We start from the raw sequence: 14,597 nt of genomic DNA, 5'->3' as shown, positions 1-14,597 counted from the left end.
ATTGTTTATTTTTTATTTATTGATAAGCTCTACAGCTTCTTTCCAACCGTTATATAGATTTTCTCTTTGTGCATTTTCCATTGTTGGATAATAAAAGTTATCGATACCTCTTAATTTTGAAACTTCTTCCAAGTCTTTCCAAACTTTTAATCCTAATCCCCCCATAATAACTGCCCCAAATGCTGAAGCTTCTTCAATGGACAGCTTGTTGATAGGAGCATTAATCATGTCTGACTGAAATTGCATTAAAAATTTATTTTTTGTAGGTCCACCGTCTACTCTAAGTTCTTTTAATTCTATAGCTGCTTTTTGAGTTATAACATCTATCAGATCTTTTATTTGATAAGCAATAGCTTCCAGAGCGGCTCTTACAATGTGAGCTTTTCCCGTTCCTAAAGTTAATCCGGAAATGATCGCTTTGGCTCTAGAATTCCACCAGGGAGCTCCCAGTCCTGCAAAAGCCGGTACCAGATAGACACCGCCATTATCCGGAATACTATAAGCTATTTCATCGGTAGCATATCGATGCTCTATAAGCTTCACTTCCTCTTTTAACCAGTTTAATGTAGCTCCCGTACAATGAATGTTCCCTTCGTATACATAATAGACTTTATTGCAGGCTGCAAAACCTACGGAAGTTACCAAACCCTCCGGGGCTAACTGAGGAGTTTCCCCTATGTTGATCATAACGGAAGAACCTGTACCGTAGGTAGCTTTTCCCTTTCCTTTATCATAACACATCTGACCTACCAACGCCCCATGAGAATCTCCAATCACGCCAGCAATGGGTATTTCGTGTGTAAAATATCCCAGGAATGTAGTATTCCCATACACGGAATCACTGGGTCTAGGTTCAGGCAGCATAGTGGGTGGTACAGAGAAAAGCTCAAGCAAATTTTCATCCCAGTTACATGTATGGATATTAAAAAGTAATGTTCGTGAAGCATTGGTATAATCGGTAGCATGCACTTTACCCTGCGTTAACTTCCATATCAACCAGGAGTCCATAGTCCCCATCAAAAGTTCTCCCTTATCGGCCAATAGCCTGGCTTCTTTAACTTCTTCTAAAATCCATTGAACTCCACTTGCCGAAAAATAAGGGTCTACTAACAAACCTGCTTTCTCTTTAATCATATTTTCATATCCTCCGTTTTTTAACTTTTCACATATTGAAGCTCCTCTCTGACATTGCCAGACTATAGCATGGTAAACAGGCTTTCCTGTATTTTTATCCCAAACTACTACCGTTTCTCTTTGATTTGTAATAGATACTGAGAGTATATCCTGCTGTTTAATCTCGTTATTTTCAAGCAAAAGTCTTACGGCTAATAGTGTGTTTTCAAAAATTTCTTCTGCATCGTGTTCTACCCAGCCTGCTTTTGGATAGTATTGCTGGTGCGGTACATTTTCCCTATGCACCACCTGCCCTTTTTTATTAAAAAGTATTGCTTTAGTAGCAGACGTACTTTGATCTATGGCTATGAAGTATTTCATATTATCTTGCTTTAACTACTTTAAAAATTCAAGGGTTGATTGATAAATTCCTTCTGAATCAATTCCATAATGATGGAAAATTTCTAAAGCGTTGGCATGTATGGTATTTTCGTCCGGTATACCCAAAATTTTTACAGGCACTGGATTTTCAGATAAAGTTTCTGTCACAATTGCTCCTAAGCCACCATAAATACTGTGTTCTTCAACCGTAATAATTTTACCTGTTTCCCTGGCTGCTTTTTTTATAATTTCCGTATCTGCCGGTTTTAGGGTATGCATATCAATTACTCGTGCATAAATACCTTTTTCTTTTAATTTTTTGCCTGCCTGTAAACAATGATAAACCGTTTCTCCGGTTCCTATAAGAGTAATATCGTTACCCTCCATCAGGGTGTTAGCTTTTCCAATCTGAAAATCAAAATTTTCATTATCATATACATTAGGCACTGCATTTCTTCCCATACGCACGTACACCGGATATTCGTGATCTACTAATATTTCTGTAAGCTTTTTAGTTTGGTAAATATCACTTGGAAAAATAACCTGAATACCCGGGAAAGTTCTTATAGCAGCAATATCATGTAAGCTGTGATGTGTGAAACCCAGAGCTCCGTAACTTACGCCACCGCTAACACCAATAATGCTTACATTATTTTGAGAATAAGCAATATCCACTTTTATCTGCTCTAAGCTTCTGGCTACATAAAAACATGCCGGACCACAAACAAAAACTTTTTTCCCTGTTGATGAAAGCCCTGCTCCTACGCCTACTGCATTTTGTTCTGCTATACCTACTTCAACAAATTGCTCGGGTAATTCTTTAGCAAAATTATTTAAAGTTACCGAACCTCTTGCATCTGAAGTTACCACAACAATATCTTTATCTTTTTTCCCTAATTCAAGTAAAGTGGAGGTAAAACTTTGCCTGCATGGAATTTTATTTTCTATCATTTTTTTATAGTTTAAGGTGAGTTACTTGAGTTACTTTTCTAATTGTGCTATACGTTGCTCAATTTCATCTGAAGCTTGAATAAATTCTTCTTGAGATGGTACTCCGTGATGCCACTTAAGAACATTTTCCATATAAGATATTCCTTGTCCTTTGGTCGATTTTGAAATGATTAAATGTGGTTTTTTATTTTGATAATTAATGGATTCAAATGTTTTAATAATATTTTCCATATCGTTTCCATTCATTTCCAACACTTCCCAGCCAAAGGCTTCCCATCTTTCTCTCATAGGCTCTAAAGTCATTACTTCTTCCGTTTTATCGCTTATCTGAAGGCCGTTTCGATCAATAATTCCTACTAAATTATCTAATTTGTAATGACTTCCTGACATAGCAGCTTCATAAATTGAGCCTTCTGCCTGTTCACCATCGCCCATTAAAACAAATGTTTTATAAGCCTCTTGATTCATTTTGGCTGAAATAGCCATACCAACTCCAACAGACAATCCATGCCCTAACGCTCCACTGCTGACTTCTACTCCTGGAATCTTAATGGTCGGATGTCCCGCCAATACAGAAGCATAATCTCCGTAACTATCAAGAGTTTCTTTTGATATAAATCCGGCAGCTTCCAATACTGAATAAAGAATTTCTACACTATGGCCTTTACTCATAATAAATCGATCCCGATCTTTTTTCTTTGGATCTCTGGAGTCCACGTTTAATACGTGAAAATATAATGCTGTGAGTATATTTGCCGAAGAAAGCCCTCCGCCAATGTGCCCCGCCTTAGCTTTATATATTACATTTAAAAGCCTTAGCCGTACTTGTTCTGATTTTAATTGTAAGTTTTTTACCATTATTATTCGTTTAATTCTACTTTATAATTTCCTGCTTTTGAACAAATCCATAGGTTTTTAAGCCGGGTATTATTTTTCTTTTTACTTATTATAGTTTTTGTTTATGATTGTAAAAGTAAAAAATAAAAAGATAAAAACAAATAAATCGAAATAAAAAAATTAATGATATTTGTCTTATTAAAAAAAATACTTTTTCAGAATCCACCACTTAATAGATAATAATTTAGAGAATAAATAAATATAAAGTATTAAAAATCATAATTTTAATTCAAAAAAAATATTAAATCAATTATTAAAGACATTAAAAACTTTAAAACAAAATATTTCAAAAAAAAAAAAAAAAAAAAAAACCAAAATAATATTTTGGTTCTTTTTTTAATTTATATATCTTTTAATATCTTTTATATAGCCTCAGAAAGCTCTGCTAATGTGTATTTGATCTCATATTCCTCAAGGAATTTTACATGGTCTGCTGAAATGTTAGAGTCTGTTATAAGCAAATCTATTAACGACAAAGCTCCCAGACTCGCAAAAGAACTTAATCCTATTTTTGATGAGTCTGCGACTAAAAAAACCTCATTAGCTGATTCTATCATGGCTCTTTTGACACAAATATCATTAATGCTTGGATAGGTAATACCTGATTTAAGAGTTATTCCTGCTGTGGCCAGAAACAGCTTGTCTACATTGAGGTTACTAAAAAAATCTGCTGCCTTTTGTCCTGTTAAAGATAGTGTAGGCGCTTTAAATTCTCCTCCGGTCACCACTAATGATATATTAGGGTTTACACCCAGAATCAGCGCAATGTTTAATGCGTTGGTAATAACCGTTAAGTCATTATAATTAACTAGTAACTTAGCTATTTCAGAAGTTGTGGAACCTGAATCAAGAATGATTGTGTCTCCATTTTTAATAAACGATTGAGCTGTTTTAGCAATGGCCATTTTTTCTGCAACTTTTTTATGCTGATTTTGAAGTGCAAAATTTTTGACATGAACACTTATATCTTTTAACACGGCTCCTCCGTGCTCTTTTATTATGAATCCTTCTTTTTCCAATCTGTCTAAATCCTGACGTATAGTAACTTCAGTAACTTTAAAAATACGACTTAGAGCCTGTACTTTGGCTTGCCCATCTTCCTGTATAAGTTCTAGAATTTTATCTCTTCGTTGATTCGGTAACATGTTGAAAATTATTGTTTTTTACAAAAGTACATATTTTATATTCAACAATAGAAAATAAAAGAAATAAATATATTTTTGTTTATTTTCTTTTTATATTATAATATTGGATAAAATACTGGTTACTTAAACCGCAATCAGCACAATTCGCTAACAGGTAACTGAAAGGATTTTTTTTATATGGTTTATAAAGTTTACATAGTATTTACATTATAGATTACATTTTCACTGTTAAATATTTTAGGAAAAATTAAAATAACATTAAATTAATTTATTACATTTATATTACATATATTTAAATATGTAACTACATTAATAAAACACAATATATCTAACCATAGATTAAACTTGTTTTTTATATGCATAATAAACATACATCTGCCGAAATATATTCATATATAAAGGAAAGAATTTTAAACGGCATCTTTTCGAAAGATTCATTATTACCTACAGAAACGACTCTGGCATTAAATTTTTCAGTATCCAGACCCACCATTGCTAAAGCATATAACAGGCTACAAAAAGAAGGTTACATTGAGAAAAAGAAAGGTATTGGCAGCACGGTTTTATACGAATCTAATAAAATATACTCTTTCGGATTATTATTACCAGGTAGCGGCGAATCCGAAATTTTTTCAGCCATTAATGATCAGCTGTTACGGGTATCTGAAAAAGGAGAATTTAATTTACTTTGGGAAGGAGCAACTGCCAGCAGTGCTGATACTAGAAAAAAACATATTTTCACTTGTTGCGAACTTTACATAAATAAGAAAGTAGATGGTATTTTTTTTGCTCCTTTAGAACGCACAGCTGATGCTGTGTTAATCAACCAGCTTATATGTAAAGATATACAAAAAGCAAATATTCCTCTTGTCCTTATTGACCGAAGTATTCATAGCTATTCACAAAAAAATGACTTTGATTTAGTCGGTTTAAATAATTTTGAAGCCGGATATTTAATGGCACAGCATCTCATTGATTCCGGCTGTGAAAATGTGTACTTCTTTCACCTTCCTCATTCTGCAACCTCTGTTAAACTAAGAATTGCCGGTGTTCAAAAAGCTTTATCTGATCATAAAATATTTTTTTGTGAAGAACAGATTCTTTGTGCAAATCCTTTTGATTTAAAAATTATTGAACAAATTAAAATTACAAATGGAAAAACAGGAGTAATCTGCGCAAACGATGTTACTGCTGCCGCTCTAATGTCTAGTCTTGAACAATTACATTTAGTTATCACTAAAGATCTTGTAATTTGCGGATTTGATGATATGAAATATTCCAGTCAGCTTAAATATCCTTTGACTACTTACTCTCAACCCAGTGAAGATATAGCTAACGTCAGTATTGAACTAATGATGAGACGATTGAAAAATAAAAATTGCCCTCCTGTTACTGTTTCTTTATCCGGAGAATTGATCATACGAAATTCGAGTATATTTATTAAAAAAGATACCATAACACCATAATTTTTATTTAGATTTCTTAAACAACCTACACTTTGCATCTGAAGATGTAAAAGATATTTCTATCCGGTAAACAATAATTTAAACCTATTAATATACAAATACATTATTATATTAACCGAAAAATATTTTATTTTTTATCATTAAAGAATAAAAATATTCATATAGAGTAATAAATGAAAAATACATAGAAAAAAATATTGATTTAAGATAAAAATAATATTACATTTGATTTACATACATCTTTATTATGTAAAAATACAAGAGGATCATGTAAACATCAATTTAAATATAATACCTTATCTCATGAATCAAAAAGAATGTATCTTAGGTATAGATTTTGGAACAACTTCTCTCTCTATTGTTCTTCTTAATGTAGTTTCTGTTAAAATTGAAAAAGTATATAACTACAATACAGATGCATATATTAAGTATGAAGATTCTTCAATTAAAGAACAATCACTTGAAAAAATTGCTTTTTGGTTTGATAAAGTTATTGATATCATACAATCCAAACCTGAATATAAAATTGTTGCTTTTGGCTTTACCGGACAAATGCACGGTATAATCGGACTGGATAGTAATGGTAATGCTGTTACAAATTTGGTCACCTGGCAAGATAAGTCTTGTGAAAAAGTTACTGTAAATAATCAAAATATACTTGAGAGAATACGATTTCTTACCGGTGATAATACTTTAGTTTGCGGATATGGAATAGTTACCTTATTTAAATGGCTAAAATATGAACACCGTGTTGATATTGAAAGTTTTTGCACGCTTCCGGATTATTTCGCTAAAAAATTAACCGGCAATAAAAAGAGTGTACGAATGTCACCTAGTATGGCTCATAGTATTGGTTTATTTAATATTGAAACAAACGAATGGAATAAGATATTAATTGAAAAAGCAGGTTTAGAAAATTTAAGTTTTCCAATTATAGAAGAAACCGAATCAATTATTGGATATATGAATTCAGCTCCGGTAGTTTGTCCGATAGGAGATAATCAAGCCAGTTTTTCTGGCAGCATAATCGATAAGAATAAAACAGTTCTGCTGAATGTGGGAACCGGTGCCCAACTTTCATTTTTAGTAGAAAAAAAAGATCATGTACTTTATAAAAAATATATTGATGGCCTGGAAACCCAGCTAAGACCTTACAGTGAAAAATTTTATCTGCTAGCCACCAGTTTTGTGAATGGTGGAAACGTTTATAAATCTCTTTTTAATTTTTTTAAAAATGTTGGCTATACTTTATTGGGTATTGAAAATTTTGATGATTTATCTATCTGGAACAACATGATGAAGGCTGGAACATCTGTTATCAATTCATCTTATCCGGTACAAGTATCTCCTTTTTTAGAAGGTCAACGTAAAAATCCAGATATAGGAGCCTCTATTTCAAATTTACGTTCTAACAATTTTGATGCTCCACATTTAATTTATGGTTTTTTGGAAGGTATGGCTTTATATTATAAAACAGGATTTTTTCCTGAACTTAAAAATGAAATAAACTATATATGTGGGAGTGGTAACGGCCTTAAAAAAAATGAACTGTATTGTAAAATTATTGAAACTGTATTTGAATATCCTTTGCTCCTCACCTCCTATAATGAAGAAGCAGCGGTTGGTGCTGCTATACATGCAGGTATAAAATCAGGTATAATAAAAATTAGTGATTATGAATTTATGAGTACTCTTTCTGAAAATTCCAAATATGACTAATAACTGCTTTTGACCAATAAGTCTCATATTCAGATACGGATTAGTGAAAAATTATTTTTTGTATAAATAAAATTTAAAACCTTTATATCTATGGAACTTTTTATTGATTATATAAACCGGAGTTTTGTTTTTTTTATAGGACTTGGTGCATCTGCCATGATGTTTTTTATTATTACTCTTCTGTCTTTAGTAATGAAAGTAAATTTATCCAAATCTTTAGAAGGGGGCTTAAGAATGGCTATTGCTTTGACGGGTATGGGAGCTATTATATCACTTTTAACCAGTCAATTTGGCCCTGCTTTAAATTTGTTTGTGGAACGAACAGGTTCCAGCCTTGTTATCAATGATTTGGGGTGGGCTGTTTTAGCACTTATTACCTGGAGTTCAGTATATACATTGTTATTTGTTTTTGTCTGCCTGATTGTTAATTTGGTCATGATTCTATTAAAAAAAACCAATACATTGAATGTTGATTTATTTAATATCTGGCATTTATCCATTTTGGGACTTATTATTGACTTTTATTCGGGTTATATTTTTATTTCTATACTATTTGTTGCGTTCATTTATGTACTCATGCTAAAAAATGCCGATGTTATGAAGCCCAGACTCAATTCAGTATTGAATTACGATTCCAAAAACATCACTACTACTGCTCATCCGGCATTTTTATTTAACCCTATCGTTTTAATCTTTAACAAAATAATTGATAGACTTTTACCATCTATTGATAAACTTGATTTTAATGCAGATACTCTAAATCAAAAGATAGGTTTTTGGGGAAGTAAATTTGCTATAGGTACTTATCTTGGTATCTTCGTTGGCTTACTTAGTAACTCTTCTTTACAAGAAATGTTAGCTTTGTCTTTTATCGGTGGGGTTTGCATAGAATTATTCGGTATTGTAGGCAGCTGGTTCGGACCTGCTATTGAGCCTCTTTCGCAAGGTGTTACTCGTACAATGACACAAAAGTTCGGAGGAAGAAAATTATATATTGGTATTGATTGGGCCATTGTAGGAACCCGTGCTGAAATATGGGCCACAGCTAATATTTTAGCTCCTTTTTTAATTGTTATTGCTTTATTTTTGCGAGGTAACCAGACACTACCTCTGGGGGGAATCATTATGACCTGCCTGGTTCCATCTTTATTACTTATTACACAAGGGAAAATTATTAGAATGACTCTGATTGGTATAATTTCTATTCCTTTGTATTTATGGGCCGCTACAGAAATTGCTGAATTCACTACACAGACCTCTCTCTCTTTAGGAACCTATCCATCCGGACTGCCAGATAATTCTTTATTCACTTCTATTGAAGCTATCCCTATTGAAAAATTAATAGCTCTATGGATTGGTCGAACGGCTGCACAACCTACATATTTATCACTTATTATGATTGCAGGAGCTTTAATTCTATATTCCTTTTTATTCCTATGGTATTTTAAAGCCATGGAAAAAGAAACGTCCGAAGAAAAAAAAGCAGTTAATTAAAAATTGAATTTCTAAACTTAGATATTAAAACTTAAAAAATTAAAATCATGAAAACAAACTCAATGACTTACGGTATCTATTTTGCGTACTGGACTAAAGAATGGAAAGCAGATTATAAATATTATATAGATAAAGTTTCAGCTATGGGATTTGACGTACTGGAAATATCCTGCGCGGCTTTTGGTAGTCAATATACCACTGATAATGAACTTTACGAGTTAAGAGATTATGCAAAAGACAAAGGAATTATTTTAACAGCCGGATACGGCCCTACAAAAGAACAAAACCTTAGTTCTTCAAATCCTTCCATAGTTGCAAATGCAAAAGAGTTTTTCAAAAATACATTAATTAAACTCAATAAATTAGATGTAAAGCACTTAGGTGGAGGTTTATATTCATATTGGCCGGTAGATTATTCAAACCCTATTGATAAGCCCGGGGACTGGAAAAGATCGGTTTCAGAAGTCAAAGAAATTGCATCTATTGCCGCCGATAATAATGTAATTTTAGGCATGGAAGTTCTAAATCGTTTTGAAGGATATCTTCTTAATACTTGTGCAGAGGCTTTGGAATTTGTAGAGCAGGTAAATAGTCCCAATGTAAAAATTATGCTGGATACATTCCATATGAATATTGAAGAGGACAACATTGGTGATGCCATACGTATGGCTGGAAATAAATTATCTCATTTACATATCGGTGAACAAAACCGAAAAGTTCCAGGAAAAGGAAGTCTGCCCTGGTATGAAATCGGCAGTGCACTAAGGGATATTGATTTTAGCGGTTCTGTTGTCATGGAGCCTTTCGTAATGCCGGGTGGCACTATTGGTTCAGAAATTAAAGTATGGAGAAATCTTGTTGATGATGTAAGTGAAAATTCTTTGGATAAAGATGCCAAAGGGGCTCTTGATTTTGTCAAACATGTTTTTACCAAGTAAAATCAAAAATCAGCTGACATAGTTATACTCAAACAAAGTCATCAAAAATTTGATGACTTTGTTCATTTTATAAATTAGTAGATTGTTAATTACTTTTAAATTACTATACATTTCTTGTAAAAATTCAAAAATTGTATTCTTTATGCTAAAAAAATATATAGATTTCCAACTTTTTATTTTACAAAAGAGTTTTAAATTACTGATTTTCAGTAACTGTATTTTGTAAATAAAACTACAACTATTTTATCCTTATTTGAAAAATATTTACCTCTACGTCTCCTTTATCTTTGGCATAAATAAAAAGTAAACATTATGAAAACAATTTCTTTTTTAGTAGTAATCTTATTGAGTTCTATCCTATTTATACGATGTAGTAAACAAGAGAAGAAACAACGAATTGTCGAAAATGAGATTATAGCATTTGATAGCATCTCTTCAACTACAGGCGTAAAAGATCCGGATAAAAAATTTATTCACGAATCCAATATAATAATTGAAGTAAAAGATGCTTTAAAATCAACATTAGCTATCGAAAAAAATGTAATTGCTCTAGAGGGATATGTGGGTAAAAGTGAGCTAAAATCAGATATTATTTCAGAAAGTATAACTCCAATATCAAAAGATAGTACCCGAGAAACCAAAGTATATTCTGTAGTAAGTTATATGGAAATAAGAGTACCTCAAAAGAATCTGAACTCTTTTCTTCTCACTTTAAATCAAGAAATTGGTTTTATAACCTCCCGTAATCTCGAGATATTTGATGTTTCGATTAATAATAAGTTATTAAATGATCAAAACATAGATTCTGTCTCTAGCATAGACGATTTAACTAACAATAAAACAACTTCTAACAAAGCATCAAAGTATCAAGATATTAAAAAAGAATTATTAAATGACAAAATAAAATTTGCTACAGTAATTATAACTTTGCAAGAAAAAGAAAGTATAAAAAATACTCTTATCCCAAACACTAAAAATTATAAGACTAATTCAGATTCAAACTTCGGATATCAATTAAAAACCTCTTTTCTCAGGGGTAGTTATATGTTTGAAAAAATGGTGACATTTTTATGCAGTTTATGGCCTTTATGGCTTCTACTTCTTTCCGGTTATTTTTTTTACAGGAAATACAAAACTAAAAAATCAAATTCCAACTAAAACATCATAATTTTGATTATACACATATAACTAATAAAAATTCAGGGAGATATAAAATTCATATTCCTGAATTTTTATTTATATACTATCTACAATAAACTTTTTTGCATTATTCTAATATGTTACATATATCTTTAAAATCAAATGTTTTCAGTTCTTCAGGCAACCATGTATTTGGAAAAACAGAGCAAGCTTCATCTCTAAAAACGGAAAGTTCAGTATATCTGTTTGAGAAATGACCTAAAATCAAATTTTTAACATGAGCATTTTTAGCTATTGTAGCCGCCTGTAAAGAGGTGCTATGACCAGTTTTATATGCTAAATCTTCCAAATCTCCTAAAAAAGTAGATTCATGATACAGAACATCTGTTCCTTCAATTATTGGAACAACGTTCATATTAAACATAGTATCTGAACAATAAGCATAACTGTACGAATGCTTTGGAGGTAATGTCAAATTTTCGTTTTTAATTACTTTTCCTTCTTCAGAAACAAAATCTTTACCCATCTTCAGGTTTTGATAATCACAAATTTGAATTTCCGGATACTGTTCTATAACTTCCATGTTAAGTCTTCTCAAACGAGTTTTTTCTTTGAATAAAAATCCATTAGTATAAATTCTGTGATATAAAGGTATGGTATAAATCATGACCTTCTCATCCTCATATATCAATTCACTTTCTGTTGAAGTTAATTCTATAAAATTTAAAGAATAGCTCTTATGGCTTTCGGTTAATCTTAACTGCGTTTCAATTAATTCTTTAATTCCTTTAGGACCATAAATATTCATCGCTTTTTTTCTTCCAAGTAAATTAAAAGATGAAATAAGTCCTATGAGTCCAAATACATGATCTCCATGAAGATGGGATATGAAAATATGGTCTATTTTTGAAAACTTAGCTTGAGCTTTCCTTAACTGGACTTGAGTTCCTTCTCCACAATCAATTAAAAAATGTCGGTTACGGGTAACTAATAATTGCGATGTGGGATGCGAACGAACAGTCGGAATTGCTGAATTAAATCCCAATATAGTAAGTTTCATGGTTAATTATTTATAATCAAAATTATTAAATGATTTTATCAACTTATAAATTTACATTATTTTTTTCATTTTTGACCTTTATTCTACTTTAGCTTACTTATTTTAATGGTAATATGGTTGAAAATTGATTGCATTTTTATAGCTAATAACAAAAAATATTCTTTCATAGCCTAATCATAGCTATAAATAATAAACTATAAATCAATAATTTAAAAAACAATGAAGTTTTTTTTAATTAAAATGTAATAAATTTTAATTAAAGTATCCTAAAAATTTATACATTCCAACGAAATAAAATAACACAGGAATGAAAATATTTAAAAGCCTCTATGTCCAGGTAATCGTTGCTATTATCATTGGTATAGTATTAGGGTATTATTATCCCAGCTATACTGTTCAGATTGATCCTATTAACGATGTAAATGCCCATATACCTGGACTTGCTGAAAAATTAAATCCTTTAGCACAAGGATTTATCAAACTAATTAAAATGGTAGTCGGTCCTTTAATTTTCTGTACTATAGTTTTAGGTATTGCAGGAATGGAAGATATCAAGAAAGTGGGCAAAGTTGGTGCAACTGCTATTATTTACTTTGAAGTATTAACCACTATAGCCCTAATTATAGGTCTTGTTTTTGTAAACATTCTTAAGCCCGGAGACGGAATGCATGTAAATGCTGCCTCACTTGACTCTTCTTCCGTTGGTAAATACATTGAGCAAAGTAAAAGTGAGGATAATAGTACCATTAATTTTTTGCTCGACATGATACCGGAAAATGTTATCGCTTCCATAGCCTCCAATAATCTGTTACAGGTTTTGGTATTTGCTGTATTATTTGGAATTGCCCTTACTAAAATTGGTCCTAAGGCATCTCAGCCCGTTTTGAATGTTATGCAGTCTTTTCTTGATGGATTATTTACTATTATTAAAATCATAATGTATTTAGCTCCTTTAGGTGCCATGGGAGCTATGGGATATACTATTGGCAGATATGGATTAAGTTCTCTGGTGAATCTCGGCATGCTAATGGTCAGCTTTTATGCAACCTGTATAATTTTTATATTTTTAGTTATCGGCGGAGTCTTATATTATAATAAATTCAGCATATTTAAACTTTTAAAATATATCAAAGAAGAATTATTGATAGTATTAGGTACTTCTTCTTCTGAATCTGCTCTGCCCGGGGTTATGAAAAAGCTTGAAAATATGGGATGTTCCAAATCAGTTGTTGGCTTAGTAATTCCTACCGGATATTCTTTTAATCTTGATGGAACCTGTATTTATTTGACTATGGCAGCTGTATTTATTTCTCAGGCTCTGGATATGCATTTAGGCATAGAACAGGAAATTACCTTGTTACTTGTCCTGTTGTTAACATCTAAAGGTGCTGCTGCTGTTACCGGAGGAGGCTTTATTACATTAGCTGCAACCCTTCCGGTAGTAGGCCATGTTCCTGTTGAGGCTGTTGCTCTTATTTTTGGAATTGACCGATTTATGAGTGAAGCCAGAGCTATCACTAATCTAATTGGAAATTCCGCTGCCACTATTGTAGTTGCCAAGTGGGAAAAAGAAATTGATCTGGAACGGGCTCATGATGTCTTAGACGGTAAAATAATTACTGAAAATTTAAATTAAAAAAAATGAAAAAATTAACCATACTTATATTTACTATTATTCTGTCTGTTCTAACTTTATCCAGCTGCTCAAAAGCTCCTGATAAAAAAGATCTTACTATTATATTGAAAGATGAACTCCAAAAAAAGGCATTTGTAAGTAGTGATATTTTTAAAAAATTTCCCGTTTCTGTGAAAGACAGTATTTTTAGCATCAAGAAAAATAAAAAAATGTTTGATGCTTTAATCAAAATGGGTATTATGGAAAAAAATGATACTATATACTACCTTTCCAAAGCAGGAAAACGTCTACATGATGAAAAGACATCCAGTATGTTTTTTGTTGGTAGTTATGAAATATTAGAAATTAAGGATGTACAGACAACTGATAATGGATGGGCTATGACTCTTCTAATTGCTCCAAAAGAATTACAGGCATGGATTAATGATCCTGCAATCATTGAAGATCTAAAACCTGTAAAAGTTTCTGATTATATTGACCCGCAGGAACAAAAAATAGAGATTGTCAGAGCTGTCAATAAAAAAGATCCTGCAGATAAACGCTTTTATAAACTTATAATTAAAAATAAATTAAATCAATCATTTACTTTTTAATTGATAATAAAGACTTTTAATAAAAGTTACATTTTTAAAACAGTTATACCATTATTTAGATTTC

General features: G+C 31.6%; 12 protein-coding genes. 7 read left to right on the top strand and 5 right to left on the bottom strand.

What is annotated here, in order from left to right:
* Nucleotides 1-12: 12 nt before the first annotated feature.
* From glpK to EQ921_RS12585, 4 genes are all read right to left on the bottom strand, one after another.
* The gene (gene glpK, locus EQ921_RS12600; RefSeq protein ID WP_128331899.1) at nucleotides 13-1,494 is read right to left on the bottom strand and encodes a glycerol kinase GlpK; all 1,482 of its coding nucleotides are present in this window, start codon (nucleotides 1,492-1,494) and stop codon (nucleotides 13-15) included.
* 15 nt (nucleotides 1,495-1,509) lie between these two features.
* Entirely contained in the window at nucleotides 1,510-2,445 is a 936-nt protein-coding gene (locus EQ921_RS12595) for a transketolase family protein (RefSeq protein ID WP_128331898.1), read from the bottom strand.
* A gap of 30 nt (nucleotides 2,446-2,475) precedes the next feature.
* Entirely contained in the window at nucleotides 2,476-3,303 is an 828-nt protein-coding gene (locus EQ921_RS12590) for a transketolase (protein WP_221410496.1), read from the bottom strand.
* Between the two features lie 401 nt (nucleotides 3,304-3,704).
* Nucleotides 3,705-4,487: a DeoR/GlpR family DNA-binding transcription regulator gene (locus EQ921_RS12585; protein ID WP_128331896.1), complete on the bottom strand. Its 783-nt coding sequence runs from the start codon at nucleotides 4,485-4,487 to the stop codon at nucleotides 3,705-3,707.
* 356 nt (nucleotides 4,488-4,843) lie between these two features.
* Here EQ921_RS12585 and EQ921_RS12580 point away from each other — a divergent pair, with 356 nt between their 5' ends.
* The 5 genes from EQ921_RS12580 (at nucleotide 4,844) to EQ921_RS12560 (ending at nucleotide 11,262) form a co-directional block, all read left to right on the top strand.
* Nucleotides 4,844-5,953 (top strand): GntR family transcriptional regulator, encoded by a 1,110-nt coding sequence (locus EQ921_RS12580; RefSeq protein WP_128331895.1) that lies wholly within the window; start codon nucleotides 4,844-4,846, stop codon nucleotides 5,951-5,953.
* Nucleotides 5,954-6,256: 303 nt separating this feature from the next.
* Nucleotides 6,257-7,672: a sedoheptulokinase gene (locus EQ921_RS12575; protein ID WP_128331894.1), complete on the top strand. Its 1,416-nt coding sequence runs from the start codon at nucleotides 6,257-6,259 to the stop codon at nucleotides 7,670-7,672.
* A gap of 90 nt (nucleotides 7,673-7,762) precedes the next feature.
* The gene (locus tag EQ921_RS12570; RefSeq protein ID WP_128151976.1) at nucleotides 7,763-9,166 is read left to right on the top strand and encodes a PTS galactitol transporter subunit IIC; all 1,404 of its coding nucleotides are present in this window, start codon (nucleotides 7,763-7,765) and stop codon (nucleotides 9,164-9,166) included.
* Nucleotides 9,167-9,213: 47 nt separating this feature from the next.
* The gene (locus tag EQ921_RS12565; protein ID WP_228427610.1) at nucleotides 9,214-10,104 is read left to right on the top strand and encodes a sugar phosphate isomerase/epimerase; all 891 of its coding nucleotides are present in this window, start codon (nucleotides 9,214-9,216) and stop codon (nucleotides 10,102-10,104) included.
* A gap of 312 nt (nucleotides 10,105-10,416) precedes the next feature.
* Nucleotides 10,417-11,262, top strand: a complete 846-nt coding sequence (locus EQ921_RS12560; protein ID WP_128331893.1) for a DUF4349 domain-containing protein — start codon at nucleotides 10,417-10,419, stop codon at nucleotides 11,260-11,262.
* A gap of 109 nt (nucleotides 11,263-11,371) precedes the next feature.
* Here EQ921_RS12560 and EQ921_RS12555 read toward each other — a convergent pair whose 3' ends face one another.
* Nucleotides 11,372-12,304, bottom strand: coding sequence for a ribonuclease Z (locus EQ921_RS12555; protein WP_128331892.1), 933 nt, complete (start codon nucleotides 12,302-12,304; stop codon nucleotides 11,372-11,374).
* A gap of 307 nt (nucleotides 12,305-12,611) precedes the next feature.
* On the opposite strand from EQ921_RS12555, the gene dctA reads away from it, so the two are divergent.
* The gene (gene dctA, locus EQ921_RS12550; protein ID WP_128151968.1) at nucleotides 12,612-13,940 is read left to right on the top strand and encodes a C4-dicarboxylate transporter DctA; all 1,329 of its coding nucleotides are present in this window, start codon (nucleotides 12,612-12,614) and stop codon (nucleotides 13,938-13,940) included.
* Nucleotides 13,941-13,945: 5 nt separating this feature from the next.
* Complete coding sequence (locus EQ921_RS12545; RefSeq protein WP_128331891.1) at nucleotides 13,946-14,533, top strand: hypothetical protein; 588 nt, start codon at nucleotides 13,946-13,948, stop codon at nucleotides 14,531-14,533.
* Nucleotides 14,534-14,597: the final 64 nt, after the last annotated feature.

It is taken from the genome of Apibacter sp. HY039 (assembly GCF_004023655.1).
In the GTDB taxonomy this organism is placed as follows: Bacteria; Bacteroidota; Bacteroidia; order Flavobacteriales; family Weeksellaceae; genus Apibacter; species Apibacter raozihei.
Note: the sequence above shows the minus strand (reverse complement) of the source record. Positions and strands in the feature narration are given on the sequence as shown.